The organism is Streptomyces sp. NPDC055239, assembly GCF_053606205.1.
In genome coordinates this window covers 24,437-50,986 of record NZ_JBSGRD010000008.1, presented here as the reverse complement: position 1 = coordinate 50,986, position 26,550 = coordinate 24,437, and the positions used below count along the sequence as shown (strand labels likewise).

The following is a 26,550-nucleotide window of genomic DNA, read 5'->3' as shown; positions in this document are numbered from 1 at the left end:
CGTGCCCTCCTAAGGGTGCCGGGCGCCCCCGGACCACAGGGGCCCGCGTCAGGCGCTCGCGCCGCGTTCGCGGACCGCGTCCGCGAACGCGTCACCACGCTTGTTGTAGTTGGTGAACATGTCCATCGACGCACAGGCCGGAGCCATCAGTACGGTGTCCCCCGGCTCGGCGAGCCGTGCCGCCTGTCGTACAGCCTCGGACATCGCCCCAGTGTCGGTCCGGTCGAGGTCGACGACCGGGACCTCGGGCGCGTGTCGCGCGAGGGCTTCGCGGATCAGCGCGCGGTCGGCGCCGATCAGGACGACGCCCCGAAGGCGCTTCGCCGACTTGGTGACGAGCTCGTCGAAGGTGGCGCCCTTGGCGAGTCCGCCCGCGATCCAGACGATCGATTCGTACGCCGCCAACGAGGCTTCCGCCGCGTGGGTGTTGGTGGCCTTGGAGTCGTCGACGTACGCCACACCGGCCACGTCGGCGACGTGCTCGATGCGGTGGGCGTCCGGACGGAAGGCGCGCAGACCGTCGCGGACGGCCGTCGCCGGTACGCCGTAGGCGCGCGCGAGCGCCGCCGCGGCCAGGGCGTTGGCGATGTTGTGCGGCGCGGGCGGCTGCACGTCGGAGATCTCGGCGAGCTCCTGGGCCTGCTTCTGACGGTCCGGCACGAAGGCACGGTCGACCAGAATGCCGTCCACGACGCCCAGTTGCGAGGGCGCGGGCGCGTTCAGCGTGAAACCGATGGCGCGGCAGCCCTCTTCGACGTCGGCCTCGCGGACGAGGTCCTCGGTGGCCTGATCGGCGAGGTTGTAGACGCAGGCGATCTGATTGCCCTCGTACACGCGGCCCTTGTCGGCGGCGTACGCCTCCATGGAGCCGTGCCAGTCCAGATGGTCGGGCGCGAGGTTCAGGACGGCCGCGGAGTGGGCGCGCAGCGAGGGCGCCCAGTGCAGCTGGTAGCTGGAGAGCTCGACGGCGAGTACATCGAGATCACCGTACGTCTCGTCGCCGGTGACCACGTCGAGGAGCGAGACCCCGATGTTGCCGACGGCCGCGGTGCGCAGGCCCGCCGCCTCCAGGATCGAGGCCAGCATCCGTACGGTCGTGGTCTTGCCGTTCGTGCCGGTGACCGCGAGCCACGGTGCTGCGTCAGGGCCGCGCAGGCGCCAGGCGAGCTCGACGTCGCCCCACACCTCGACGCCCGCTTCCGCGGCGGCCGTGAAGAGCGGCTTGCCGGGCTTCCAGCCGGGCGTCGTGACGACGAGTTCGGTGCCTTGGGGCAGGGTGTCGCCGTCACCGAGGCGGACGGTGACGCCCAGGGCCTCGAGTTCGGCGGCCTGTGTGCGGGAGCGCTCGTCGTCGCCCTCGTTCACGACGGTGACGACGGCGCCCAGGCCGTGCAGCACGCGGGCCGCCGGGATGCCCGAGACGCCGAGCCCCGCGACAGTGACGTTCTTGCCTGCCCAAGTCATTACTTCTTGGCTGCCCATCCTGCGTAGAAGAGGCCGAGTCCGACGATCACGCACATGCCCTGGATGATCCAGAAGCGGACCACCACAAGGACTTCGGACCACCCCTTGAGTTCGAAGTGGTGCTGCAGTGGCGCCATGCGGAAGACACGCTTCCCGGTCATGCGGAAGGAGCCGACCTGGATGACGACCGACATCGTGATCAGGACGAAGAGGCCGCCGAGCAGGGCGAGGAGCATCTCCGTGCGCGAGCAGATCGCGAGTCCGGCGAGTGCGCCGCCGAGGGCGAGCGAGCCGGTGTCACCCATGAAGATCTTGGCGGGCGAGGTGTTCCACCACAGGAAGCCGAAGCAGGCACCCATAAGGGCGGAGGCCACAACAGCTAGGTCAAGTGGGTCTCTGACCTCGAAACACGCCTGTGGGTTGGTCAGCGTGACCGCGTTGGCGCAGGACTCCTGGTACTGCCAGACACCGATGAAGGTGTACGCGCCGAAGACCATCACGGAGGCGCCCGTGGCGAGGCCGTCGAGGCCGTCGGTGAGGTTCACGCCGTTCGACATCGCGAGGATCATGAACAGCGCCCAGACCACGAAGAGCACCGGGCCGATCGACCAGCCGAAGTCCGTGACGAACGACAGCTTGGTGGAGGCCGGGGTCTGGTTGCGGTTGTCGGGCCAGTTCAGCGCGAGCACGGCGAAGCCGATGCCGACGATCAGCTGTCCGGCCATCTTCGCCTTGGCGCGCAGGCCGAGCGAGCGCTGCTTGACGATCTTGATGTAGTCGTCGAGGAAGCCGACGAGGCCCATGCCGCCCATCAGGAAGAGCACCAGAAGGCCGGAGAGCGTGGTCTCCGTACCCGTGATGATCTTCGTGAGGAAGTACGCGACGAACGTGGCCAGGATGAAGGCGATACCACCCATGGTCGGTGTACCGCGCTTGCTGTGGTGCTCGCGCGGGCCGTCGTCCCGGATGAACTGTCCATAACCCTTGCGGGCCAGGAACTTGATGAGGAGCGGGGTTCCGACCAGGGTCAGGAAGAGCCCGATCACACCCGCGAAGAGGATTTGCCTCATCGGCCGGCGACCTGCCCCTCTGATGACGCGGAGTCATCGAGCAGCGCCGTGGCGACCCGCTCGAGACCGACCGATCTGGAAGCCTTCACCAGCACGACGTCTCCCGGGCGCAGCTCGCTGCGCAGCAGGTCGATCGCCGCCTGTGCGTCGGACACGTGCACCGACTCCTCACCCCACGAACCCTCGTTGTATGCGCCCAGTTGGAGCCAGGACGCTTCCCTGCCCCCGACTGCCACGAGCTTGCTCACGTTCAGCCGGACAGCGAGCCGTCCGACCGCGTCGTGTTCGACGAGCCCGTCGTCACCGAGCTCGGCCATATGACCGAGCACCGCCCACGTACGACGCCCCTTGGCCATGGCCGCGAGCGCGCGCAGGGCGGCTCGCATGGACTCGGGGTTCGCGTTGTAGGCGTCGTTGACGACCGTCACGCCGTCCGGGCGCTCGGTGACCTCCATCCGCCAGCGGGACAGCGTGCCCGCCTCGGAGAGCGCGCGGGCGATCTCGTCTGCGGACATGCCCAGCTCATGGGCGACGGCGGCCGCGGCAAGCGCGTTCGACACGTGGTGCTCACCGTACAGCCGCAAGGTCACGTCGCTGCACCCGGAGGGTGTGTGCAACCTAAAGGCAGGCTGTCCGTTGTCCGTGAGCCGGACATTCTCGGCACGTACCTCGGCGTCGGCGGCCTCTCCGAAGAAGAGGACGCGCGCCTTCGTGCGCGAAGCCATGGCGCGGACGAGCGGGTCGTCGGCGTTGAGGACGGCGGTGCCGTCGGCGGGCAGGCTCTCGACGAGTTCACCCTTCGCCTCTGCGATCTGCTCGCGTCCGCCGAACTCGCCGATGTGGGCGGTTCCGACGTTGAGCACGAGGCCGATCTTCGGCGGGGTGAGGCCGGTGAGGTAGCGGATGTGGCCGACGCCGCGCGCGCCCATCTCCAGGACGAGGAACCGCGTCTCGTCGGTGGCGCTGAGGGCGGTGAGCGGCAGGCCGATCTCGTTGTTGAGCGAGCCGGGCGTGAAGACCGTGGGCGCCTTGCTCCGCAGGACCTGGGCGAGCAGGTCCTTGGAGCTGGTCTTGCCGACGGATCCGGTGAGCGCGACGAGCGTGGCGCCGAGGCGCTCCACGACGTGCCGCGCCAAGGCGCCGATGGCTGCCTGCACGTCGTCGACGACGATGGCGGGTACGCCGACGGGTCGCGCGGCGAGGACGGCGACGGCGCCCGCCTCGACCACCGCGGAGGCGTAGTCGTGTCCGTCGACGCGCTCGCCGACGAACGCGACGAAGAGGCTTCCGGGCTCCACTTCACGGGAGTCCCTGACGACCGGTCCGGTGACCTGGACGGACGGATCCGGTATGTCGTAGGTCTGCCCGCCGACAACAGTGGCGATCTCGGCGAGGGAGAGGGCGATCACAGATTCATCCCTGGGTTTGCTGGATAGCTTCGCGAAGTACCTGGCGGTCGTCGAAGGGGCGTACCACCCCGGCGATGTCCTGTCCCTGCTCATGGCCCTTGCCCGCGACGAGCACCGTGTCGCCGGGCTCGGCCCGTGCGACGGCCGCGCGGATGGCGGTGGCGCGGTCCTCGAACACGGCGACGTCGCCGCGCTCGTGGGACGGCACGTCGGCGGCGCCAGCGAGCATCGTGGCGAGGATCGCGAGGGGGTCCTCGCCGCGGGGGTTGTCGGCGGTCAGTACGGCGGTGTCGGCGAGCCTGGCCGCCGCGGCGCCCATCGGCATCCGCTTGGTCTTGTCCCGGTCGCCGCCGCAGCCGAGGACGATGTGCAGTTTGTTCTCGGTGACCTTGCGCAGGGCGCGCAGGACCGATTCGACGGCGTCCGTCTTGTGGGCGTAGTCGACGACCGCGAGGTAGGGCTGGCCCACGTCGATGCGCTCCAGGCGGCCAGGAACGCCCGGCACCGCGGCGACCCCGTCAGCGGCCTGCTGCGGGTCGATCCCGGCGACGGCGAGCGAGACGATCGCGGCGAGCGTGTTGGCGACGTTGAAGGGACCGGCCAGCGGGGACCGTGCGGTGATCCGCTCCCCCTTCGGGCCGACCGCGACGAACGTGGAGTCGAACGGCATGACCTCGACGTCCTCCGCCCGCCAGTCGGCGTCGGGGTGGCCCTCCGCCGAGAAGGTGGTGACGGGGACCTCGGACTCGGTGATGAGCCTGCGCCCGTACTCGTCGTCGAAGTTCACCACTCCGAGCCGGGAGCGCTGCTTGCTGAACAGCTGCGCCTTGGCCTGGAAGTAGTCCTCCATGTCGGAGTGGAACTCCATGTGCTCCGGGCTGAGGTTGTTGAAGACGGCGACGTCGAAGACGCAGCCGTCCACCCGGCCGAGCACGAGGGCGTGACTGGAGACCTCCATGACGACGGCCTCGACGCCGCGCTCGCGCATCACCGCGAACAGCGCCTGGAGGTCGGTCGCTTCAGGGGTCGTACGTTCGGACTTGATCCGCTCGTCGCCGATGCGCATCTCGACCGTGCCGATGAGACCGGTCGACCGGACGCCCTTGAAGCCGCCCTCGACGAGATAGGCCGTCGTGGTCTTGCCGGACGTGCCGGTGATGCCGATCTGGAGCAGATCGCGCCCCGGATGGCCGTACACCGTGGCCGCGAGCTCCCCCATGGAGCCGCGCGGGTCGGGGACGACCAGGACCGGCAGGTCCGTGACGGCCGCGCGCTCGGCGCCCGTCGGATCGGTGAGGATCGCGGTGGCGCCGAGGTCGGCGGCCTGGGCGACGAAGTCGGCGCCGTGCAGCCGGGCGCCGGGCAGCGCGGCGTAGATGTCGCCGGGGCGGACCGCGCGGGAGTCGTGCGTGATGCCGCTGACCTCCCCCGTGCCCGGGGCGGCTACGCCCAGCTGATCGGCGATCCTGGCGAGCGGCGTCGCGGAGACCTGGACCGGCCGCGGCGGTCCCGGATATGTCACGGGAACGCCCTTCTGGGTGGTTTGGGACTGATCAGCGTGTGGCACGGCGGTGAGCGTACCGGGCTCACCGGGCTCAGGGCGAAGCGGGCGGTGTGGCGGAGGCTGGTTGCCCGGCGTCGGAGTGATCGTTGTCACGGGTTTGTCCTGGTAGGGCTCAGGGTTCGAAGGTGACGGGGAGCCGGGCCTCGCTTTTGCCTGTGGGCGGGACCTGGAGCGTCTTGAGGGCGAACTGCATGACTTCCTTGTAGATGGGACCGCAGATCTGGCCGCCGAAGTAGCTTCCCTTGGTGGCGTTCTGGATCGCGCAGTAGACGGTGACGCGCGGCTTGTCGGCGGGCGCGAACCCGGCGAAGGACGAGGTGTAGCCCTTGTACTTGCCGGTCTCGGGGTCGACCCGGTTGGCCGTACCCGTCTTGCCCGCGACCCGGTAGCCGGGAATGCGGGCCTTGGCGCCCGTGCCCTCTTCGTCGTCGACGACGGACTCGAGCATGTGCGACACCGTCTTGGCGGTCTTCTCGCTCACCACGCGGGTCTTCTTGGGCTTCTGCGCGGGCGTGAAGCGGCCGTCGGGGCCCTTTATGCCGCGCACCAGCGTGGGCTCGATGCGTACGCCGTCGTTGGCGATGGTCGAGTAGACGGAGGCCGCCTGCATCGCGTTGATCGAGAAGCCCTGGCCGAACGGGACCGTGAACTGCTGCGAGGTGGACCACTTGTCGGCCGGCGCGAGGATGCCGGACGTCTCTCCGGGGAAGCCGAGCCCGGTCTCCCTGCCGATGCCGAACTTGCGCAGGTAGGAGTAGAGCGACTTGTTGGCGTCCCGCTGGGTCTTGCCCAGCTCGCCGGTGGCCAGGATCGTGCCGATGTTGCTGGACTTGGCGAGCACGCCGCTGAGCGTGAGGTGCCAGGTCGGGTGGTCGATGTCGTCCTTGAAGAGCCGGTCGCCTCGGTGCAGCCGGTTGGGGACCGTCACGTGCGTGCCGGGCGTGGCCGCGTTCTCCTCCAGGACGGCGGCCATGGACATGACCTTGGCGGTCGAGCCCGGTTCGTAGGCGTCCTGGAGCGAGGCGTTGCCCAGGGCCGTGCCGTCGGCCTGCGAGAGGTCGTTCGGATCGAAGCCCGGGGAGTTGGCCATCGCGAGGATCTCGCCGGTCTTGTTGTCCTGCACTATCACGTAGCCGCGGTCCGCCTGGGACTTCTTGACCTGCTCGGTGATGGCGTTCTGCGCGGCCCACTGGATGTCGCGGTCGATGGTGAGCTCGACGTCCGAGCCGGGCACGGCGGGCGTCTCCGTACTGCCCGCGGTCGGCACCTGGTGGCCGCCGGACTGGGCGTACCTGATCTTGCCGTCCTTGCCCGAGAGCTCCTTGTTGAGCTGCTGCTCCACGCCGCCCGCGCCCTTACCCTCGGCGTTGACCCAGCCCAGTATCCCGGCGCCCAGGCTGTCGTTCGGGTACACGCGCTTGCTGCTGGGGTCCTGGAAGACGCCCGCGAGGACGTTGGCGCTCTTCTTGTCGGTGCTCGCCTTGTCGTCGAGCGCGCCGCGCAGGTCCTTGATCTGCTTCCAGACCTGCGGGGTCTGCCGGCGGGCGAGCAGGACGTAGCGCGTCTTGGGGGTCTTGAGCTGCTCGGTGAGCCGGTCGACGTCCTTGTCGAGGATCGGGGCGAGGAGGGCCGCGGCCTGTTCGGGCCCGTCCTTGATGCCCATCTCCTTCGCCGTGAACATCGTGGGGTCGGCCGTGATGTCGTACGCGTCCACGCTGGCGGCGAGCTCGACGCCGCTGCGGTCGGTGATGCCGCCGCGCTCGGCGGTCAGTACGTGGCTGAAGTAGCGGTTCTTCTCGGCCTTGGTGGTGTAGACGCTCGCGTCGACCGCCTGCACCTGGAGGAGGCGTACGACGAAGGCCAGCATCACCAGGGTCAGGCCGAGGCTCACCATGCGCAGGCGGGGCCGCGGGCTGCCGAGCCTGATGGTGCGGGCCTTGGCGGCGGGGCGCGGGCGGCGGGCGGCGGGGCGGGCCCCTGATCCCGGGCGGCGCTGTTCGCCGGGGCGGGCGGGGCGCGAAGGCCGCGCGGGACCCGGGACCCTGCGTCGCGGGGGTTGGCGGTCCGTCACTTACGTCACCTGCCGGAGGTCGTGGGGCCGGGCTTCGCGGAGGGGGTGGGCACGGGCGGGGCTTGCGAGGGGGCGGCGGGGGCCGGGGACGCCTGGGGCGGCGAGGGCTGCGAGGCCGACGGGGCGGGCGGCGCCGGGACCGAGACCGAGGGCGCCGGGGACGCCACCTCCTGCGGGCGCGGCTCGGGCCGCAGCACGGAGGTCCGCTCGGCGGCGCCGGGAACGCCGCGCACGGTGCCGTCCGGGTTCAGGAAGGCCGGGTCGCCGCCCGGCACCATGCCGAGCTCACGGGCGCGGCGCTGGAGGGCGTCAGGGGCGGCGTAGGCGTCCACGTCACGCTGGAGCTCCTGCTCCTGGTCGGTGAGCTCCGTCGTCTCCTTCTTGAGCTCGCTCAGCTGGAACGAGCCTTCGTTGAGGGAGGAGTTCAGGATGAGAAGGCCGATCAGACCACCGCCGAGCAGCAGCACGACGAGCAGCACGAAAGGCGTGCGCGCGGCCTGGCTCGGCCCCGACGGAAGGAGCCGCGCGAGCCGGGCGGCCCTTCCGCGCAACTCCGGCTTCTTGCTCATGGGGCCTCCTGGGGGACGCCGTTCACGGGTGCTCCTGGCAGGCACGTGTCATAGAGCCTCTCGCTTCACAGAGCCTCCTCGCGGATGCGCATCGCACCCCGCAGCCGCGCCGGTGCCGCCCTGCGGTTCTCGGCGATCTCTTCCTCGGTGGGCAGTTCCGCGCCGCGCGTGAGCAGCTTGAGCCGGGGCTGGTAGCGCTCGGGGACGACGGGCAGGCCGGCCGGCGCGGTCGTCGCGGCGCCTGCCGCGAGCACCTGCTTGACCAGGCGGTCCTCGAGCGAGTGGTAGGAGAGGACGGCGATGCGGCCGTCCACGGCGAGCGTCTTCACGGCAGCCGGGATGGCCGCCTCCAGGACGCTCAGCTCGCCGTTGACCTCGATGCGCAGGGCCTGGAAGGTGCGCTTGGCGGGGTTGCCGCCGGTGCGCTTGGCGGCCTGCGGCAGGGAGTCGCGGATCAGCTCGACGAGCCGCGCGCTGTTGCTGAACGGCTCCTTCTCCCGCTCGCGCACGACGGCGCCCACGATGCGCTTGGCCTGCTTCTCCTCGCCGTACTGGCGCAGGATCCGCACCAGTTCGCCCGGCGCGTACGTATTGAGGACCTCGGCGGCGCTGACGCCGGTCGTCTGGTCCATGCGCATGTCGAGGGGCGCGTCCTGGGCGTAGGCGAAGCCCCGGTCCGCCTCGTCGAGTTGCATGGAGGAGACACCGAGGTCGAAGAGGACGCCCTGCACCTTCGCGATGCCGAGCCGGTCCAGTACCTCGGGGAGCTCGTCATAGACCGCGTGGACCAGTTCGGCCCGGTCGCCGAAGGGGGCGAGCCGCTCCCCGGAGAGCCGCAGCGCTTCCTTGTCGCGGTCGAGGCCGATCAGGCGGGCCGACGGGAACGTGGACAACAGCGCCTCGCTGTGGCCGCCGAGTCCGAGGGTGCAGTCGACGACGACCGCACCCGGCTGGGCGAGCGCGGGGGCCAACAGGTCCAGGCATCGCTGGAGCATCACCGGGACATGTCGGGTGTGGCTCAAAGGGCCCTCTCAGGTCCGGCGCGGCGAGACGTGCGCACGGCCGGGTCCCCGCCCGCCCGGGAAGGTGAATGGCCTGCTGGCGCCGGGGAAGTGGCGTCAGCCGACCGGGAGCGGGAGGAGGCCGAGCCGTACGTACGCGCCGCGTACGCGGGGGGATTTAAGGCAATCCCCGGGTGAACAGTCCAGCGGGGAGCAGGTCACGGCCCTCCCACTTCGCGTCACTTTAGTCCACCCTGTCGCCCGGTCAATCAACTGGCCTGCGCGTCGCGGACGGGTCGTCGAAGGAGCCGCACATCGCGCCCCGTCACCCGTTCGGGCGTAGCCGGCGCACTCCTGTGGGTTAGCTCACAACAAGACTCATTGACGTTCTTTGTCCCTTCTCACAGCGGGCCCCGGCGATCAGTGCCGACTACCGTCATAGCCATGTCGACTTCCGCATCCCCTACGGGAAACTCCCCCGCAGAGCCGATCGGTGGCATAACCGCCGACGGCACCGTCACGGACCGCCTCGTCGAGGCCAACCAGCGGTACGCCTCCGGCTTCGCCGACCCCGGTATGGACGCACGCCCCGTCCTGGGCGTGGCCGTCGTCTCCTGCATGGACGCCCGCATCGACCTGCACGACGCGCTCGGCCTCGAACTGGGCGACTGCCACACCATCCGCAACGCGGGTGGCGTGGTCACCGACGACGTCATGCGCTCCCTGACGATCAGCCAGCGCGCCCTCGGCACGAAGAGCGTCGTACTGATCCACCACACGAGCTGCGGTCTGGAGAGCCTCACCGAGGAGTTCCGGCACGAGCTCGAACTCGAGGTCGGCCAGCGGCCCGCCTGGGCGGTGGAGGCCTTCCGCGACGTCGATCAGGACGTACGGCAGTCGATGCAGCGCGTGCGGACCTCGCCGTTCCTCCTGCACACCGACGATGTGCGCGGATTCGTCTTCGATGTGACCACGGGTCTGCTGCGGGAGATCGACCCTGCGTGACCGGTTCTGGAGCAGACCTTTCCGGATCGATGCGGCAGTCAAAAGGGCGTAAGAGCTGACATACCGCCGCCAGTTATCCGCGGGCGAGTGACACAACCCGGTATGCCCAACAAGAATGCGTGTGTGGCATCGCGCTGAACCATTCACGCGCGGTGTCCGTGTTTCGGGGTGGGCCGGGCCGCACACACATGCGTCGGCCCGGAGAACGTGTCCGAGGAGGGCCGGGTGACGACCTATGACGATCGAGCGAGCCTCACAGATCTGACCGCCACAGCGGAGCGTGTCCGCAGGTCGGTCGAGGGTGTGATCGAAGGTAAGCCAGAGGTCGTACGGCTTTCGCTGACCGTGCTCCTCGCCGAGGGGCACTTGCTGATCGAAGATGTACCGGGCGTGGGAAAGACCATGCTCGCCAAAGCACTCGCGCGGTCCATCGACTGCTCGGTGCGGCGTATCCAGTTCACGCCTGATCTGCTGCCGTCGGACATCACCGGTGTGTCCATTTTCGACCAGCAGCGCCGGGACTTCGAGTTCAAGCCCGGCGCGATCTTCGCGCAGATCGTGATCGGCGACGAGATCAACCGCGCGTCACCGAAGACGCAGTCCGCGCTCCTGGAGTCCATGGAGGAGCGCCAGGTCACCATCGACGGGCAGACCTATGAACTGCCGAGCCCCTTCATGGTGGTGGCGACGCAGAACCCCGTCGAGATGGAGGGGACCTATCCCCTGCCCGAGGCGCAGCGCGACCGCTTCATGGCGCGCGTCTCGATCGGCTATCCGAGCGCGGAGGCCGAGCTGCAGATGCTGGACGTGCACGGCGGTGTCTCGCCGCTGGACGACCTCCAGCCGGTGGCGCACGCGCACGACATCGTGAAGCTCATCGACGCGGTCCGCACGGTCCACGTGGCCGACTCCGTACGGCGGTACGCCGTCGAACTGGTCGGGGCGACCCGCAACCACCCGGACCTGAGACTCGGGGCATCACCGCGCGCCACGCTGCACCTGCTGCGGGCGGCCAAGGCCTCCGCCGCGCTCAGCGGCAGGGAGTTCGCCCTGCCGGACGATGTGCAGGCCCTCGCCGTGGCGGTGCTCGCGCACCGGCTGCTGCCCACGGCACAGGCCCAGTTGAACCGTCGTACGGCCGAATCGGTCATCCAGGAGATCCTCCAGCGCACGCCCGTACCGGCCGCCGCACAGCCCAACAGCGGCTACTTCAACCAGCAGCCGCCCGGCGCGCGGAGGCTGTGATGGCGGACGGGGGGCCGCAGCCGACGCAGGCCGATGAGGACAAGGGCGGACTGCGGACCGCGCTCGCGGGTCTGACCACACGCGGGCGTTCGTTCCTCGCGGCCGGGATCGCCGCCGCCGTCTGCGCGTACGTCCTGGGGCAGAGCGATCTGCTCCGGGTCGGGCTGCTGCTCGCCGTCCTTCCGCTGGTGTGCGCGACCGTGCTCTACCGCACCCGCTACCGCGTCGCGGGCAGCCGCAGGCTCTCCCCCGCGCGCGTGCCCGCCAGTTCGGAGGCCCGTGTCCATCTGCGGATGGACAACGTCTCGCGCCTGCCCACGGGCCTCCTGATGCTCCAGGACCGGGTGCCCTACGTCCTGGGGCCGCGGCCCCGTTTCGTGCTCGACCGGGTGGAGGCCGGGGGCCGCCGCGAGGTGTCCTACCGCGTCCGCTCGGACCTGCGCGGGCGCTACCCCCTCGGCCCGCTCCAACTGCGCCTGACCGACCCCTTCGGGATGTGCGAGCTGACCCGCTCGTTCTCCACGCACGACACCCTGACGGTCATCCCGCGCGTGGAGGCACTGCCTCCGGTGCGTCTGACCGGCGAGGCCAAGGGGTACGGCGACGGGCGGCACCGCTCGCTCGCTCTCGCGGGCGAGGACGACGTGATCCCGCGGGGCTACCGCCACGGCGACGACCTGCGCCGCGTCCACTGGCGCTCCACGGCTCGCTACGGAGAGCTCATGGTGCGCCGCGAGGAGCAGCCGCAGCGGGCCCGCTGCACGGTGCTCCTGGACACCCGGGCGCACGCCTTCCGGGGCGCGGGTCCCGACTCGGCGTTCGAGTGGGCGGTGTCGGGCACGGCGTCCGCCCTGGTGCACATGCTGGAACGGGGCTTCTCGGTGCGGCTCCTGACCGACACCGGCAACTCCGTGCCCGGCGAGGGCTCGGGCGGTTTCGCGGGCGCGAGCCAGGAGTCGGCGGACGCGGCGGGGCTGATGATGGACACCCTCGCGGTGATCGACCACTCGGACGGCGCGGGTCTCTCCCCCGCGTACGACGTGCTGCGCGGGGGCAACGAAGGCCTCCTCATCGCCTTCCTCGGCGACCTCGACGAGGAGCAGGCGACGGTGGCCGCCAAGATGCGGCAACGCAGCGGCGCCGCGGTCGCCTTCGTCCTGGACAGCACGGCCTGGGCCCAGGGCCCTGGCGGCGCTCCGTCGGGCCCCGGCGACGAGCGGGTCCGGATGCTGCGCGAGGCGGGCTGGACGGCCGTGGCGGTGCCTCCCGGGGTCGCCCTGGTGGATCTGTGGCGCCAGGCGGACCATCTGCGGGCGAGCACGGGCCCCGCTCCGGCGGCGGGGACGACGACCGGGGGCTGGGGATGAGCGACGGGCCGTCTTCCGGCGGGACCGCGGGCACGACGTGTACGACGCGTATGACAACAGGGGGATGTTCATGAGTGGGCGCGCGCGACTCGCGCTCTGTGCCACGGCGGCCACGCTGATGGCGTCGGGGGCGCTGCTTCCGCTCGTCGATCCGGCGACGTGGTTCGTCCAGGCGGCGATCCTGCTCGCGGTGCAGAGCGGCGTGGGCGCGCTCACCCGGCGTGTCCCGCTCGCCCGGCCGGTCACGGTCGGCGTACAGGCCCTGGTGACACTCCTGTTGCTCACTCTGGTGTTCGCCCGTGAGCAGGCGATCGGCGGGGTGGTGCCGGGCCCCGACGTGTTCCGGGAGTTCGGGCAGCTGCTCCAGGCGGGCGGCAACGACGTCGGGCAGTACGCGATTCCGGCGCCGCTCAGTGACGGCATCCGGCTGATGCTGGTCGGCGGCGTCCTGGTGATCGGCCTCGCGGTGGACGCCCTCGCGGTGACGTTCCGTACGGCGGCGCCCGCGGGTCTTCCGCTGCTCGCGCTGTACTCGGTCGCCGCGGGGCTCTCCGGGGACGGGGCGGGGTGGCTGTGGTTCCTGCTCGCGGCCGCCGGATATCTGCTGCTGCTCCTGGCGGAGGGCCGGGACCGGCTCTCCCAGTGGGGGCGCGTCTTCGGGGGCGCCGCGCGTGCGCCAGGACGGATCTCGGGAGGCCTCGAGACCGACAACGGTGCGATCGCGCCGGTCCGCACGGGGCGGCGCATCGGCGCGGTCGCCCTTGGCATCGCCCTGGTGGTGCCGCTCGCGCTGCCCGCCCTCGACGGCGGGCTCCTCGACGGTTCCGGCGGCGCCGGAGGCTCGGGCTCCGGCGGTGGCGGCACGATCTCCGCGGTGAATCCGCTGGTCGCGCTCCAGGACAGCCTGAACGAACCGGACGACCGCGAGGTCATCTCGTACAAGACGAACGCCAAGACCACCGAGAGCCTCTATCTGCGGATCGTCTCCCTCGACCAGTTCGACGGCACGACGTGGAAGACCACCGTCCGGTCCATCGACGACGTGCCGTCGCGCCTCGAGGACCCGCCCGGGCTCTACCCCGACGTCCGCAGGACCGAGATCCAGACCAACATCTCGGCCGCCGACAGCTATGCGCAGAACTGGCTGCCGATGCCCTACCCGGCGAGCCAGGTGAAGATCGACGGCCGCTGGCGGTACGAGCCGGTGGGCCGCGCCCTGGTCGGCGACCGCGGCCAGACGACGCGCGGCGCGCAGTACGAGGTCAAGAGCCTCATCGTGGAACCGACGGCCGAGCAGCTCGCGGGCGCCTCCAAGCCGCCCAAGCAGATCGCCGACGAGTTCACCAAAGTCCCCGACACCTTGCCGTCCGTGGTGGCGTCCGAGGCCCGCCGCATCACCAAGGGCACGTCGAACGACTACGAGAAGGCCGTCAAGCTCCAGGACTGGTTCGCGTCGGAGGGCGGCTTCACGTACAACACGCAGGTCCGGGCGGGCAGCGGACCTGCGGCGATAGCGCGCTTCCTGGAGCAGAAGGAGGGCTTCTGCGTCCACTTCTCGTTCGCCATGGCCTCGATGGCGCGGACACTGAACATCCCGGCGCGCGTCGCGGTGGGCTTCACGCCCGGTGCCGCGCAGGGGGACGGTTCGATGTCGGTCGGCCTGCGGGACGCGCACGCCTGGCCCGAGCTGTACTTCGAGGGTGTGGGCTGGACCCGCTTCGAGCCGACCCCGAACCGCGGCTCGGTGCCGGACTACACGCGCCCGGACACCCCGTCCGACGGCGCGAGCGATCCGGCGGTGCCCGAGCCGTCATCGACGACGGCTCCGTCCGACCAGCCTTCGGCCTCCAAGAGCTGCCCGGCCGACCAGCAGAAGCAGGGCGGCTGCGCGAGCACGGCCCCGGCGCTGGCGGGCGGCTCGGGCGGCGACGGACCACCGATCGGCATGATCCTTGCCGTGGTCCTCGGAGCGCTCGTGGTCCTCGGCCTGCCCTTGCTGCCGATGCTGTGGCGCAAGCGGATCCGTGCGGTACGTCTGGGCTCCACCGGCCGTACGGAGGCGGACGCTGCCGCGCGGACCCTTGCGGCCTGGCTCGAGGTGACGGACACGGCCTGGGACCACGGCATTACGCCGGACGAGTCGCAGACCCCGCGCAAGGCGGCGGCCCGGATCGTCCGGGTCGGGCAGCTCGCCGCGGCACCCGCGGAGTCCGTCCATCGCCTGGCCGCGGCGGTCGAGCAGGTCCTCTACGCGCCACGGCCGCAGCCGACGGCCGGTCTGGCCGACGACGTGCGCCGGGTGTCCGACGGCCTCGGGGCGACCGTGGGCCGTGCGACCCGGCTGCGGGTGACGCTCGCCCCGCGTTCGGCCGCACGGGTGGTGTGGGCGCTCTCGGACCGCTGGACGGCGCTCAAGGCGAGGTGGTCCGAGCGGATCGCCAAGCGATGGGAGACGCTGCGGAGGCCTTCGCAGCAGGAGGGCTGAGCCCGGCCCCCGGCGGGGGCCTGAGGACATACGTAAGGGGTGACCGCCTGGGCGGTCACCCCTTACGTGAAAGCTCATAATCCAAAAATCTAAAAGCTCACTGGCCCTGTTCGTCGCGGCGGCGCTGCCAACGCTGTTCGATCCGGTCCATCATCGATTTCCGTTGCCGGGTCTGCCGACGGGCCGGGGCGCTGCCCGGTGCCGTGGGCGTACCGGCTGCCGGCTGTTCACCCGGTTTCGGCGCTTTGCGCCATCCGGTGACGGCGAGCACCGCACATCCCAGCATGACGAGGAATCCCACCACGCTCACCCAAATCTGCTGGGCGACCATTCCGGCCATGAGAAGGGCGATTCCCACAAGGAAGCCCGCGACCGCTTGGTAGACCCGTCGCCGGGTGTACGTACGCAGCCCGCTTCCCTCGAGCGCTGTCGCGAACTTGGGATCTTCGGCGTACAGCGCTCGCTCCATCTGCTCGAGCATGCGCTGCTCGTGCTCCGAGAGCGGCACGGAGTCCTCCTCATTGTGCAGTCGCCGGGGGCGACCGGGGGTCCCCTTCAGGATAGGCAGGGAATCGCCCCCGTGAAACCCGCCCCTCTGCGCCAACTTCGCCAAACCGGACCACCCTGCCGCTCCGGCTCACTGAAACAAACATTCCCCAGCGGCCGGTCCGGCATGCCGGACGGTCTGCCTCGATCATACGGCGCCCATAGCCCGTTCGGGGGGTATGTGCCCTACTCCATGTGCGGCTGCGGTGCTGATCAGCGGGGCAGCCGGGGCGAACGTCAGCCCTCGGAGGCATCCCTGGTCTCGCCGAGCACGTGCAACTGGGTGGCCACGGAGTGGAACGCGGCGAGCTCGGCGGCGGCCGCCTCCAGCTTGAGGAGGGCCTCCAGGGCGCCGGGTTCGGTGTCCACGAGGACGCCCGGGACCAGGTCGGCGAAGACCCGCACTCCGTGCACCGCGTCGACCCTGACGCCCGCGCCCTCGACAAGATCGGTCAGCTGGTCCGCGGTGAAGCGCCTGGGCACGGGGTCGGCGTCGCCCCAGCGTCCTGCCGGGTCGCCGAGCGCGTGCCTGGCCTCGGTGAAGTGCCCGGCGAGCGCCCTGGCGAGCACGGCTCCGCCGAGACCGGCGGCGAGCAGGCTGAGGGTGCCTGAGGGGCGCAGCGCGCCGACCGCGTTGCGCACGCCCTCGGCGGGGTCGTCCACGTACTCCAGGACGCCGTGGCACAGGACGGCGTCGAACCCGGCACGCTCCACGACGTCGAAGAGGCCGTGCACATCGCCCTGGACGCCGCGCACCCGGTCGGCGACGCCCGCCTCGGCGGCCCGGCGCTCAAGGGCGAAGAGGGCGTTCGGGCTGGGGTCGACGACGGTGACGCGGTGGCCGAGGCGGGCGACGGGCACGGCGAAGTTGCCGCTGCCGCCTCCGGTGTCAAGGACGTCGAGGGAGGGCGACTCCTGGCTCGTGGCCTTGACCCGGCGATCGAGGGCGTCCTTGAGGACCTCCCAGACCACGGCGGTACGGAGAGAAGCGCGGGGGCGCATCGGGTCCGACACGGCAGTTGACTCCTCGGCGCGTCCACCGCACGTCCGCGGCGGAGCTAGGGGGTTCCCTCCGCCTGCGCTCGCGGCAGACAGGAGGGTGCGGGCGCTCCCACCCTATTGCCTTCGGCCGACTGTCCCGTCACCCCTCTTCACCCCTCCCGGCTCGCGTCCGGCGGCTCCTGCGACGGCTCCTGCCTGGGCTGGGGCAGTACGGGCTGCAGCACGAGCATCCGCTCGACGAGGCGCAAGAACATCGCCACGTCACGCAGCAGGTCGTCCGCGTCACGGATGGTGGCCGCGCCCTGTATGCCCGCCTCGGCGCGGGCTCTGCGCGCCGCGCCGGAGGCGAACAGGGCGCTCCACTCCGTCAGTTCGGGGGCTATCTCGGGGAGCACTTCCCAGGCGCTTCGGATCCGCTGCCTGCGTCGCGGGGTCAACTCGGGGCGACCGCGGGCGGCGAGGACGGCCGCCGCGGTGCGCAGGGCCGCGAGGTGCGCCGTGGCATAGCGCTCGTTCGAGGTCTCCAGGTGCTCGGCCTCGTCGATGCCGGCGCGGGCCTGGGCGAGCAGTTCGAGTGCGGCGGGCGGGGCGGTGGCCCGGCGCAGGACGGGGTGGACGTCGGTCGCGGGGCCGGAACTCGAAGGGGCAGGGCCGACGGGGTGGTGCCGACGTGCGGCTGCTGCGGAAGTGCTGGCCATGACGAACCTCCTGTCGTCGCGTAACGGCTATGTGGCCGTATGTGCACATCGTGTAGTACGCCACTGACAATCGGCTCTGACCTGCGACTTTGCCCCGATCGCGGGTTCGCGTTAGTTTTTGCACTGACCAGTCAGTTCAAAAAGGCTCGGTTCAAGAGAACTCAGCTCGAGAGAAGACGCGAGGGGGAAGTGTGGACGGGCCGAACGACGGGACGCGGGGAGCCGCCGTCACAGTGCGGGGGTTCGGGCTCAAAGGGCCACGGGGCTGGGCGTTCCGTGCGGTCGATGTCGAGGCGGAGCCCGGGTCGCTGATCGCGGTCGAGGGGCCTTCGGGGTCGGGCCGGACCTGTCTGCTGCTCGCGCTCACCGGACGGATGCGCCCCACCGAGGGCGAGGCCTCCGTCGGGGGCTTCCGGCTGCCCAAGCAGCTCGCGGCGGTGCGCCGGATCAGCGCGCTCGGGCCCGTACCCGGCGTGACGGATCTCGATCCGGCGCTGACCGTCGCCGAGCATCTGCGCGAACGGGCGCTCCTGGAGCGTCGGTTCGGCGGTTCGCTACGGGGTCTGCTGAGGCCGCGTGCCGAGCGGACCGCCGAGGCGCGGCTGCGGATCGACACGGCGCTGACCTCCGCCGGGCTCGACATGGAGTCGCTGCCCAAGGGCCGACGGACCTCCGTGCGCGATCTGGAGCGCCTCGAGGCGCTGCGGCTCTCGGTGGCCCTGGCCCTGATCGGGCGGCCCCTGCTCCTTGCCGTCGACGACGTCGACCTCAAGCTGTCGGACGCCGAACGGGACGAGGCCTGGGCCCTGCTGAGGTCCCTCACACAGAGCGGCATCACCGTCGTCGCCGTGTGCAACGAGGCACCTGAGGACGCGGTCGCCGTGTCCACGGACCGAAAGACCACGGAGTCCGGGTCGGAAGACCGGGACGACGACGACAGCCGGAACGACGACGACAAGGAGACGGCCGATGCGCTCGCCGAAGCTGGCCGCGCTTGAGCTCAGGCGCTTCGGCAGGGGGAAGCTGCCGCGCATGGCGCTGGTCGCGCTCCTGCTGCTGCCCCTGCTGTACGGCGCGCTGTACCTGTGCTCCTTCTGGGACCCGTACGGCCGTCTCGACCGCATACCGGTGGCTCTGGTCAACGACGACAAGGGAGCCACGGCCGCGGGCAAGAAGCTCGCGGTGGGCGACGGCATCGTCGACGGCCTCGAGGACAGCAAGACCTTCGACTGGCACGAGGTGAGTTCCGCCGAGGCCCGCAAGGGCGTCGAGGACGGGACGTACTACCTGTCCCTGACGATGCCGTCCGACTTCAGCAAGCGCGTCGCGTCGAGTTCCGGGGACTCTCCGGAGACGGGCGCTCTGCGCGTCCGTACGAACGACGCCAACAACTACATCGTCGGGCAGATCTCCCGGACGGTCTTCTCCGAGGTGCGTACGGCGGCCTCCACCAAGGCGTCGCGCTCCTTCCTCGACAAGATCTTCATCTCGTTCTCCGACATCCACGGGGCGACGGAGAAGGCCGCCAAGGGGGCCGACAAGCTCGACAGCGGCATCGGCGAGGCCAAGAAGGGCTCCAAGAAGCTCGCGACCGGCCTGGACGACGCCAAGGACGGCAGCAGCGACCTGGCCGTGGGCATCAAGAAGCTCGACAAGGGCGCCAGCGACCTCCAGGACGGTTCGAAGAAGGTCTCGGACGGCACCCAGAAGCTGGCCGACAAGGTCAACGGCACCGCGGACCAGGTGCGGCCCTTCCTGAAGGACAACGGCAAGACCGTCGGGGACACGGCCCAGCTCGTCGCCGACTCCTCCAAGGCCCTGAAGAACCACCTGGACACCTGGGTCAAGCTCGCTCCCGTGGCGGCCGACGGCGCCAAGAAGGGGGCCGAGACCATCGGCGACCTCTACACGGAGCGCTGCGTGGACCTCCCGGTGCCCGACGCGGCCTGCCCGAAGCTCAAGGAGGCCAAGACAGCCGCGGACAACGTGTCGACCGTCGCGGACGACATGAACACCGTGGTCAAGGACCAGAACAGCGACGTCAAGAAGCTCAAGAGGCACCTGACCACGCTGCAGAAGAAGTCCCAGGACCTGGCCGAACGTGCACCGCACCTCGACGAGGACCTGAACACGGCCGTCACCCAGATCAATGACCTCAACACGGGCGCGGCGAAGGTCACCAAGGGCGCCAAGAAGCTGCACACCGGCCTCGGCACCGCCAAGACAGGCGCCACGGACCTCGACACGGGCGTGGGGAAGCTCCAGACGGGCGCGAGTGACCTCAAGGGCGGCATGTTCAAGCTGGCCGACGGCTCCGAGAAGCTGTCCGGCGGGCTGCACGACGGCGTCAAGAAGATCCCCGACTACGACAAGAACGACCGCAACCAGCGCACCGACGTCATGGCCGACCCGGTGCAGCTCGCCTCCCAGTCGATGCACAAGGCACCCAACTACGGCACGGGCTTCGCCCCGTACTTCATCCCGCTGTCCCTGTGGGTCGGCGCGATGGTGGCGTACATGCTGATCCAGCCGCTCAACCGGCGCGCGCTCGCCGCGGGCGCCTCCGCCTGGCGGATCGCGTTCGCGGGCTGGCTGCCGGTCGCCGCACTCGGCGTGCTCCAGACGGCGGCCCTGATGTCGGTGCTGCACTGGGGGCTCGGCCTGCAGATGGCGCGGGCGGCCGGGACGGTGGGCTTCCTCTGCCTGGTGACGTGCTGCTTCGCGGCGATCGTGCAGTGGCTGAACGCACGCTTCGGGGCGGCGGGGCGGATCCTCGTCCTCGCGGTCCTGATGCTCCAGCTGACCTCGGCGGGCGGCACGTACCCCGTCCAGACGAGTCCGTCCTTCTTCGGCGCGATCCACCCCTTCTTGCCGATGAGTTACGTCGTCGACGCGCTGCGCAGGCTCATCACGGGCGGCGGACTGGGCCCCGTATGGGAGGCGTGCGTGGTCCTGACGGCCTTCACCGCGGGCGCCCTCGCGCTCACCGCGCTCTCCGCACACCGCAAACAGGTGTGGACCCTGGACCGTCTGCACCCGGAGCTGAGCCTGTGAGACCCGCGACCGCGCCTGTGCGGGCGTCAAGACCTGTGAGAATCGGGCCCATGGACAGCAGCGCAACCAGCACCCGGCGTGAGGCCACCCGGCAGAAGCTCTACGAGGCAGCCGTCACCCTCATCGCGGAGCAGGGCTTCTCGGCCACGACGGTCGACGAGATCGCCGAGCGGGCCGGGGTCGCGAAGGGCACGGTCTACTACAACTTCGCGAGCAAGTCGGTTCTCTTCGAGGAGCTCCTTCGGCACGGCGTCGGGCTGCTCACGGCCTCCTTGAAGGAGGCGGCCGAGAAGACGGCGGGGAACGGCGGCCGGCAGGTCGACGCCCTTGACGCGATGATCCGGGCGGGCCTGGTCTTCATCGACCGCTATCCGGCCTTCACCCAGCTCTACGTCGCCGAGCTGTGGCGCACCAACCGCGCCTGGCAGTCCACCCTGATGGTGGTCAGGCAGCAGGCGGTGGCCGTCGTGGAGGACGTCCTGCGCGCAGGCGTCGAGAACGGCGAGCTCAGCGAGGAGATCGACATCCCCCTGACGGCCGCAGCACTCGTCGGGATGGTCCTGGTGGCGGCGCTCGACTGGCAGGCCTTCCAGCCGGAGCGCTCCCTCGACGACGTGCACTCGGCGCTCTCCCGGCTGCTGCAGGGCCGGGTGAGCGGCGGGCGCTGATCCGCCGCTCCGGCACTGCGCGCATCGCGCGAGCCGCGCAGACCGCGCACACCGCACGCGAAGAAGCGCCGGTCCGATGCCACCTGATCTCCAGGCATCACCGGACCGGCGCTTCTTTCGTTCCCCCGTTTCCCCCGTTTCCCCGCTCCCCCGTTTCCCCCGTTCGGCCCCTCGGGTGGTCACCCCCGAGTCGCCGTCCGTCTCCCCCGTGTCTCGCTCCCACCTTCGAAGAGGTGGGAGGAGCGGCCAAGGGCGCTGCGCCGTTCCGCCGCCCCGTGTCGGCGGTACGGGCGCCGCGCCCTTCTCCGTGTCCCTCACTCTTCCGTCTTCGCAGGTCGGGACCCATCCGCGCTGATACTCATCTCCACCTCTAGGTACGGATACTCAGACCTGGGTGCTCATCCCCAGGCCTAGATCTTCTCGACTGGTTACGATCGCGTCCGTGTCCGTACTCCCCCTGGTCTTCACCAGCGGCTGGGCAAGCGGGATCAACGCGTACGCCGTGGTCCTGCTGCTCGGCGTCTTCGGCGCGACCGGGATCAGCGACGAGGTTCCCGAGGCGCTGCAACGTCCTGATGTGCTGATCGCCGCGGGCGTCCTCTTCGTCTGTGAGGCCGTCGCCGACAAGATCCCTTACGTCGACTCGGTCTGGGACACGGTGCACACCGTGATCCGGCCGGTGTCCGGCGCCGTGGTGGGTGCGCTGCTCGCGGGCCAGAGCGGTTCGCTCTCCGACCTGGCGGCGGGCGCGGTGGGCGGTTCGACGGCGCTGGCCAGCCACTTCGTCAAGGCCGGGACGCGGATGGCGATCAACACCTCGCCCGAGCCGTTCAGCAACATCGCGGTGAGTACGGCGGAGGATCTCGGGGTCGGCGGGATCGTCAGCTTCGCGATGTTCTACCCCGAGGCGGCGGCGATCATCGCGGCCGTGCTTCTGCTGCTCGGCCTGCTCATACTGACCTTCCTGGTCTCGCGGATCCGGCGGTTCCTGCGGCGCAGGGCGCAGCGGCGCGAGGAGAAACAGCTCGCGGCGCACGGGGGACGGCCGCCGGACTGAGGGCTCCCGGCGTGACTGTCAGTGGCGGCCGATAAAGTCCCTGGCATGGCACGGATTGTGGTGATCGGCGCCGGGATGGGCGCGATGGCGGCCGCCGCCCGGCTCGCCGTCGCGGGCCACCGCGTGGTGGTGCACGAGCGGTCGGGTACGTACGGGGGCGCGCTCGGCAGCGTCGAGCGTGACGGCTTCGTCTTCGACACGGGCCCCGGGCTCCTGCAGCTCCCCGCCGTCTACCGCGACTTGTTCGTCAAAACGGGCAAGGAGCCGCTGGAGCGGTGCGTCGAGCTGTCCCAGGTGGAGCCCGCCGTGCGGCACGTCTTCGCGGACGGCACGGCGGCCGACCTGCCGAACGCCTCGCGCGCGGGTGTCGGCGACGCCCTGGACGCGGCGCTCGGCAGCGGCGCCGGCGCCCACTGGTCGGCGTACATGAACCGCGCCCGTGAGGCGTGGGACCGCACCCGGCGCCCCCTCCTGGAAGAGCCGCTCTGGCCGAACTGGCAGGTCCTCGCCGAGCGCGAGCCCTATCCGTCGGTGCCGCACAAGCGCCTCCTGCGGCGCGAGCGGCGCGCGAGGACCCTCACCGAGGTCGGCGAGCTCGAACTGGGCGGCGACGCACGGCTCCTGGCGCTCCTGGAGCAGTACGCCCTCGCGAGCGGCCTCGACCCCCGGGCGACCCCGGCGAGCGCGGCCGTCCTGCCCTATCAGGAGCACACGTTCGGCGCGTGGTCCGTGCGCGGCGGGATGCGCGCGCTCGCGCGGGCCGTGTACGAGCGGTGCCTCGCCCGGCGGGTCGAGTTCGCGTTCGACTCCCCCGTCGCCCGGATCGTCGAGAAGGACGGCCGCGCGACGGGCGTCGAGCTCGCGGACGGGACGGCACAGGAGGCGGACTTCGTGGTCGCCGGTGTCGCGCCCGGCGCACTCGACGGCTTGTTGTCCGGTGTATCCGGCATGTCCGGCGCCTCCGGTGTGAACATTCGGGCGGAGGGTGAGGTGCAGCCCCGTTCCGGACTGCCCAGCCGTCTCATGGTCTTCCTCGCGCTGCGCGGCGCGAGGCCGGGCGGGACGCCTCATCGGACGGTGCTGCACACGCCCGACCGCCAGGACGAGCTCGACCGGGTCTTCGGCGACCACCCCGGGCTGCCCCTGGCCCCCACCCTCACGGTGCTGCGCCCGGACGACCCCGCGCTCACGCCCGACGCCGAGCACGAGGCGCTCACGCTGACGGTCACGGTGCCCGCGCACACGGAGGTCACCGACGCGGACGTGGAGCGGCTCCTGACGCGCGCCGAGTCCGTCGTCCCCGGCCTGCGTGAGCGGCTGCTGTGGCACGTGGTCCACGCCCCCGCCGACATCGCGCAGGCCACCGGCGCCGACGGCGGCGCGGTCCCGCCCCCGTCGCTCGCGGCGGGCGAGGGACGGCTGCTCCACCCCGCCAACAGCACGCGTCTGCCGGGGCTCTTCGCGGTGGGCGGCTGGGCGCACCCGGGCGGCGGACTCCCGCACGCGGGCATGTCGGGCACGCTGGCCGCCGGTCTTATCGTGGAGGGACCGGACTTCCGGGGCTCGCAGTGAGCCCCCGGTCCTCCCGGCCCTCCCCGTCTCTCCGGTCCCCCCGGTCTCAGTAGCGGTACTGCTCGTTGTACCCCGCGTCGTAGCCGTTCCCCTGGGGCTGCTCGCCCTGGTAGGGGTACGGCTGCTCCGGCGGGAGTTCGCCGCCGTACTCGCTGTACTGGCCCTGCTGGCCGTGCTGGCCGTAGGGGTCCTCGACGCTGCGCTGCTGGGGCACCCAGACTCCGCCGGGCGGCGTCTCCTGGTAGGTCCCGGCGCCGTACGGATCGGCGGCGGGATAGGGCGCGTACTGCTGCTGGTCGCCGTACGCGTCGTAGCCCTGCCCGCCGCCGTACGTCTGCGTCCCGATGTACGGGTCGGAGTACGCGGCGTACTGCTGCTGCCCCGTCTCGCCGTACGCGTACGGCTGCTGGGGGTCATAGCCCGCGGTGGCGTACGTGTCGTAGCCGTATCCGCTGTCCGCCGGACCGGGCTGCTGGTGCTGCTGTTGCTGCTGTTGCTGCTGTTGCTGCTGCTGATGCTGTTGCTGTGCGTACGCGTCGTCGCTGTAGACGCCGTACTGCCCGGTGTCGTCGGGCAGCGGCTCCGGGGCGTAGACCCCGGTGCCGGGAGCGGCCTCGGGCGGCGGCCCTGCCGGGCCCGCATCCTCGTACTCCAGGTCGGAGACCTGGAGCGTCGGCTCCTGAGAAGCCTCGCCGCCCCCGCCTCGCGGCGACTTGCGGCGCTTGCTCAGGCCGGGCTGGCCGCCGAGCGCCCAGCCGGTCGAGAAGCCGCGGCGGAACGACAACGTCACGTACGTCTGCCCCGTGGCGAAGGCGATCGCGCCGATCCCGATGACCACCACCGACGGAAGCAGCACGCCGATGACCACGCCGAGGAAGCCGCCGAAGGCGAGCAGCCGCCAGCGCAGCCGCGCCTTGTACTGCAGCAGCACTTCGCCGAGCAGCCACAGCGCGACGCATCCGAACGCGATGTAGAGGACCGTCCAGCCCATGTACGCCCCTCTCCCCGCGGCCGCCGCCCCCTAGGGGTACGGCCGGTCAGGCCTGCGGGTGATGCAGGCCCAGGTTCTCGTAGATTTCCAGAGTCGCCGTCGAGTTGTTGAGCGTGATGAAGTGCAGTCCCGGGACACCCTCGGCCAGCAACCGCGCGCAGAACTCCGTCGCGAACTCGATGCCAATGGAGCGTACAGCCGCCGGATCATCTTTGGCTGTGAGGATGCGCTCTTTGAGCTCCGGCGGGAAGGAAGCGTTGCTGAGCTGGGGCAGCCGCTCCAGCATGCGCACGTTCGTCACCGGCATGATCTCGGGGATGATCGGCGTCGAGCAGCCCGCGGCCTCGACCCGGTCGCGCAGGCGCAGATACTCCTCCGGGTAGAAGAACATCTGTGTGATCGCGTAGTCGGCGCCCGCACGGCACTTGTCGACGAAGTGCCGGACGTCGGTGTCCCAGTCGGGCGAGCGCGGATGCATCGCGGGGAAGGCCGCGACGCCCACGCAGAAGTCGCCCGACTCCTTGATGAGGCGCACCAGTTCGGCGGTGTACGTGAGGCCCTCGGGGTGCTTGATCCAGTCGGCGAGCGGGTCGCCGGGCGGGTCTCCGCGGACCGCGAGCATGTTCCTGATGCCGGCGTCCGCGTACTGCCCGATGATGTTGCGCAGCTCGGCCACGGAGTGGTCAACGGCGGTCAGGTGGGCGACCGGCGTGAGCGTCGAGTCGGCGACGATCTGCTGCGTCTCCTTGACCGTGCCCGCACGCGTCGAGCCGCCCGCTCCGTACGTCACGGAGACGAAGCTGGGAGCCACCGCCTCGACCCGGCGCAGTGCGTTCCACAGGTTCCGCTCGCCCTTCTCGGTCTTCGGCGCCGAGAACTCGAACGAGTACGTCGTCTCGCCGGTCGCGAGCATGTCGCGCACGGTGCGTGCGCGATCAGATCTGGTGGAAGCAGTGCCTAGGGCCATACGGGCAGGTTAGCGACGGGGCACCGCTACCGGCCAATCTCCGTCCAACCTGCGGACAGCAGCACCGAAGGATGGCCGAAGATCGACGATCAGGCCGAACGCAACCGCTTGGCGAAGTCGGCCGCGGCGGCGGCCGGATCGTCCGCCTCGGTGATGGCCCGCACGACGACGACGCGGCGGGCGCCCGCTTCGAGCACCTCGTCCAGATTACCCGCGTCGATGCCGCCGATGGCGAACCACGGGCGGTCCGTGCCGAGCGAGGCCGTGTACCGGACCAGGTCGAGGCCGGGGGCGTGCCGCCCCGGCTTGGTGGGGGTCGGCCAGCAGGGGCCCGTGCAGAAGTAGTCCACGCCGTCCTGGGTCGCCGCCGCCGCGGCCTCGGCGTCGGCGTGCGTGGAACGGCCGATGAGGACGTCATCGCCCAGGATGCCGCGGGCCGCGGGCACGGGCAGGTCGCCCTGGCCGAGGTGCAGGACGTCGGCGCCGATGGCGTGCGCGACGTCCGCGCGGTCGTTCACCGCGAGGAGCTTGCCGTGCCGGCGGGCGGCGTCGGCGAAGACCTGGAGGTGTTCGAGCTCCTCGCCTGCCTCCATGCCCTTGTCCCGCAGCTGCACGATGTCGACACCACCGCCGAGGACGGCGTCGAGGAACTCCGGGAGGTCTCCCTGGCGCTTGCGGGCGTCCACACACAGGTAGAGGCGGGCGTCGGCGAGCTGCTCGCGGGCAGGCTTGGCGGCCATGAAGA

At 70.9% G+C, this 26,550-nt stretch carries 22 protein-coding genes; 9 read left to right on the top strand and 13 right to left on the bottom strand.

Going from position 1 to position 26,550, the window contains the following annotated elements; all coding sequences use genetic code 11:
- Window positions 1–48: 48 nt before the first annotated feature.
- The 7 genes from murD to rsmH all read right to left on the bottom strand — a co-directional run bounded on the left by murD (window position 49) and on the right by rsmH (window position 9,169).
- On the bottom strand, window positions 49–1,482 hold the full coding sequence (murD, locus tag ACWFRJ_RS24630; RefSeq protein WP_453534795.1) for a UDP-N-acetylmuramoyl-L-alanine--D-glutamate ligase: 1,434 nt from the start codon (window positions 1,480–1,482) through the stop codon (window positions 49–51).
- Window positions 1,464–2,534, bottom strand: a complete 1,071-nt coding sequence (gene mraY, locus ACWFRJ_RS24625; RefSeq protein ID WP_383279983.1) for a phospho-N-acetylmuramoyl-pentapeptide-transferase — start codon at window positions 2,532–2,534, stop codon at window positions 1,464–1,466. Before mraY ends, murD begins: the two co-directional genes overlap by 19 nt.
- Window positions 2,531–3,943: a UDP-N-acetylmuramoyl-tripeptide--D-alanyl-D-alanine ligase gene (locus tag ACWFRJ_RS24620; protein WP_453534792.1), complete on the bottom strand. Its 1,413-nt coding sequence runs from the start codon at window positions 3,941–3,943 to the stop codon at window positions 2,531–2,533. The genes mraY and ACWFRJ_RS24620 overlap by 4 nt, the downstream gene beginning before the upstream one ends.
- A gap of 4 nt (window positions 3,944–3,947) precedes the next feature.
- Complete coding sequence (locus ACWFRJ_RS24615) at window positions 3,948–5,600, bottom strand: UDP-N-acetylmuramoyl-L-alanyl-D-glutamate--2,6-diaminopimelate ligase (protein WP_453534789.1); 1,653 nt, start codon at window positions 5,598–5,600, stop codon at window positions 3,948–3,950.
- Window positions 5,601–5,619: 19 nt separating this feature from the next.
- On the bottom strand, window positions 5,620–7,578 hold the full coding sequence (locus ACWFRJ_RS24610; protein WP_453534786.1) for a peptidoglycan D,D-transpeptidase FtsI family protein: 1,959 nt from the start codon (window positions 7,576–7,578) through the stop codon (window positions 5,620–5,622).
- A gap of 5 nt (window positions 7,579–7,583) precedes the next feature.
- On the bottom strand, window positions 7,584–8,147 hold the full coding sequence (locus ACWFRJ_RS24605) for a hypothetical protein (RefSeq protein ID WP_453534783.1): 564 nt from the start codon (window positions 8,145–8,147) through the stop codon (window positions 7,584–7,586).
- Window positions 8,148–8,212: 65 nt separating this feature from the next.
- The gene (rsmH, locus tag ACWFRJ_RS24600) at window positions 8,213–9,169 is read right to left on the bottom strand and encodes a 16S rRNA (cytosine(1402)-N(4))-methyltransferase RsmH (protein WP_453534781.1); all 957 of its coding nucleotides are present in this window, start codon (window positions 9,167–9,169) and stop codon (window positions 8,213–8,215) included.
- Between the two features lie 360 nt (window positions 9,170–9,529).
- Between rsmH and ACWFRJ_RS24595 the strand changes: the two genes are divergently transcribed.
- The 4 genes from ACWFRJ_RS24595 (at window position 9,530) to ACWFRJ_RS24580 (ending at window position 15,250) form a co-directional block, all read left to right on the top strand.
- On the top strand, window positions 9,530–10,153 hold the full coding sequence (locus ACWFRJ_RS24595) for a beta-class carbonic anhydrase (RefSeq protein WP_453534778.1): 624 nt from the start codon (window positions 9,530–9,532) through the stop codon (window positions 10,151–10,153).
- A gap of 225 nt (window positions 10,154–10,378) precedes the next feature.
- On the top strand, window positions 10,379–11,398 hold the full coding sequence (locus ACWFRJ_RS24590) for an AAA family ATPase (RefSeq protein WP_453534775.1): 1,020 nt from the start codon (window positions 10,379–10,381) through the stop codon (window positions 11,396–11,398).
- The gene (locus ACWFRJ_RS24585) at window positions 11,398–12,765 is read left to right on the top strand and encodes a DUF58 domain-containing protein (protein ID WP_453534772.1); all 1,368 of its coding nucleotides are present in this window, start codon (window positions 11,398–11,400) and stop codon (window positions 12,763–12,765) included. The genes ACWFRJ_RS24590 and ACWFRJ_RS24585 overlap by 1 nt, the downstream gene beginning before the upstream one ends.
- A 70-nt stretch (window positions 12,766–12,835) precedes the next feature.
- Window positions 12,836–15,250, top strand: a complete 2,415-nt coding sequence (locus tag ACWFRJ_RS24580; protein WP_453534769.1) for a transglutaminase TgpA family protein — start codon at window positions 12,836–12,838, stop codon at window positions 15,248–15,250.
- Between the two features lie 97 nt (window positions 15,251–15,347).
- Here the strand turns inward: ACWFRJ_RS24580 and ACWFRJ_RS24575 are convergent, their stop codons facing one another.
- The 3 genes from ACWFRJ_RS24575 to ACWFRJ_RS24565 all read right to left on the bottom strand — a co-directional run bounded on the left by ACWFRJ_RS24575 (window position 15,348) and on the right by ACWFRJ_RS24565 (window position 17,496).
- A complete protein-coding gene (locus tag ACWFRJ_RS24575; RefSeq protein WP_383285357.1) occupies window positions 15,348–15,758 on the bottom strand; it encodes a DUF3040 domain-containing protein in 411 nt (136 codons plus the stop codon).
- Window positions 15,759–16,033: 275 nt separating this feature from the next.
- Window positions 16,034–16,810, bottom strand: a complete 777-nt coding sequence (locus ACWFRJ_RS24570) for a class I SAM-dependent methyltransferase (RefSeq protein ID WP_453534766.1) — start codon at window positions 16,808–16,810, stop codon at window positions 16,034–16,036.
- Between the two features lie 137 nt (window positions 16,811–16,947).
- The gene (locus ACWFRJ_RS24565) at window positions 16,948–17,496 is read right to left on the bottom strand and encodes an SAV_6107 family HEPN domain-containing protein (RefSeq protein ID WP_453534763.1); all 549 of its coding nucleotides are present in this window, start codon (window positions 17,494–17,496) and stop codon (window positions 16,948–16,950) included.
- A gap of 191 nt (window positions 17,497–17,687) precedes the next feature.
- Here ACWFRJ_RS24565 and ACWFRJ_RS24560 point away from each other — a divergent pair, with 191 nt between their 5' ends.
- The 5 genes from ACWFRJ_RS24560 (at window position 17,688) to ACWFRJ_RS24540 (ending at window position 23,847) form a co-directional block, all read left to right on the top strand.
- On the top strand, window positions 17,688–18,494 hold the full coding sequence (locus ACWFRJ_RS24560) for an ATP-binding cassette domain-containing protein (protein ID WP_453534760.1): 807 nt from the start codon (window positions 17,688–17,690) through the stop codon (window positions 18,492–18,494).
- Window positions 18,466–20,550, top strand: a complete 2,085-nt coding sequence (locus ACWFRJ_RS24555) for a YhgE/Pip family protein (RefSeq protein ID WP_453534757.1) — start codon at window positions 18,466–18,468, stop codon at window positions 20,548–20,550. The genes ACWFRJ_RS24560 and ACWFRJ_RS24555 overlap by 29 nt, the downstream gene beginning before the upstream one ends.
- A 50-nt stretch (window positions 20,551–20,600) precedes the next feature.
- A complete protein-coding gene (locus ACWFRJ_RS24550; RefSeq protein ID WP_453534754.1) occupies window positions 20,601–21,218 on the top strand; it encodes a TetR/AcrR family transcriptional regulator in 618 nt (205 codons plus the stop codon).
- Window positions 21,219–21,660: 442 nt separating this feature from the next.
- Entirely contained in the window at window positions 21,661–22,275 is a 615-nt protein-coding gene (locus ACWFRJ_RS24545; protein ID WP_453534752.1) for a DUF4126 domain-containing protein, read from the top strand.
- A gap of 45 nt (window positions 22,276–22,320) precedes the next feature.
- The gene (locus ACWFRJ_RS24540; RefSeq protein ID WP_453534749.1) at window positions 22,321–23,847 is read left to right on the top strand and encodes a phytoene desaturase family protein; all 1,527 of its coding nucleotides are present in this window, start codon (window positions 22,321–22,323) and stop codon (window positions 23,845–23,847) included.
- A gap of 46 nt (window positions 23,848–23,893) precedes the next feature.
- Here ACWFRJ_RS24540 and ACWFRJ_RS24535 read toward each other — a convergent pair whose 3' ends face one another.
- The 3 genes from ACWFRJ_RS24535 to thiE form a co-directional block, all read right to left on the bottom strand.
- Entirely contained in the window at window positions 23,894–24,838 is a 945-nt protein-coding gene (locus ACWFRJ_RS24535) for a hypothetical protein (protein WP_453534746.1), read from the bottom strand.
- Between the two features lie 46 nt (window positions 24,839–24,884).
- A complete protein-coding gene (metF, locus tag ACWFRJ_RS24530; RefSeq protein ID WP_453534743.1) occupies window positions 24,885–25,805 on the bottom strand; it encodes a methylenetetrahydrofolate reductase [NAD(P)H] in 921 nt (306 codons plus the stop codon).
- Between the two features lie 89 nt (window positions 25,806–25,894).
- A complete protein-coding gene (thiE, locus tag ACWFRJ_RS24525; protein WP_453534740.1) occupies window positions 25,895–26,545 on the bottom strand; it encodes a thiamine phosphate synthase in 651 nt (216 codons plus the stop codon).
- Between the last annotated feature and the right edge of the window lie 5 nt (window positions 26,546–26,550).

What these genes read in the sequence shown, in the direction of transcription:
- ACWFRJ_RS24585 (WP_453534772.1), top strand. Translation starts at nt 11,398, where the DNA reads ATGGCGGACGGGGGGCCGCAGCCGACGCAGGCCGATGAGGACAAGGGC.
- ACWFRJ_RS24580 (WP_453534769.1), top strand. Translation starts at nt 12,836, where the DNA reads ATGAGTGGGCGCGCGCGACTCGCGCTCTGTGCCACGGCGGCCACGCTG.
- ACWFRJ_RS24555 (WP_453534757.1), top strand. Translation starts at nt 18,466, where the DNA reads ATGCGCTCGCCGAAGCTGGCCGCGCTTGAGCTCAGGCGCTTCGGCAGG.
- ACWFRJ_RS24565 (WP_453534763.1), bottom strand. Translation starts at nt 17,496, where the DNA reads ATGGCCAGCACTTCCGCAGCAGCCGCACGTCGGCACCACCCCGTCGGC.
- ACWFRJ_RS24605 (WP_453534783.1), bottom strand. Translation starts at nt 8,147, where the DNA reads ATGAGCAAGAAGCCGGAGTTGCGCGGAAGGGCCGCCCGGCTCGCGCGG.
- ACWFRJ_RS24535 (WP_453534746.1), bottom strand. Translation starts at nt 24,838, where the DNA reads ATGGGCTGGACGGTCCTCTACATCGCGTTCGGATGCGTCGCGCTGTGG.
- thiE (WP_453534740.1), bottom strand. Translation starts at nt 26,545, where the DNA reads ATGGCCGCCAAGCCTGCCCGCGAGCAGCTCGCCGACGCCCGCCTCTAC.
- ACWFRJ_RS24540 (WP_453534749.1), top strand. Translation starts at nt 22,321, where the DNA reads ATGGCACGGATTGTGGTGATCGGCGCCGGGATGGGCGCGATGGCGGCC.
- mraY (WP_383279983.1), bottom strand. Translation starts at nt 2,534, where the DNA reads ATGAGGCAAATCCTCTTCGCGGGTGTGATCGGGCTCTTCCTGACCCTG.
- murD (WP_453534795.1), bottom strand. Translation starts at nt 1,482, where the DNA reads ATGGGCAGCCAAGAAGTAATGACTTGGGCAGGCAAGAACGTCACTGTC.
- ACWFRJ_RS24550 (WP_453534754.1), top strand. Translation starts at nt 20,601, where the DNA reads ATGGACAGCAGCGCAACCAGCACCCGGCGTGAGGCCACCCGGCAGAAG.
- metF (WP_453534743.1), bottom strand. Translation starts at nt 25,805, where the DNA reads ATGGCCCTAGGCACTGCTTCCACCAGATCTGATCGCGCACGCACCGTG.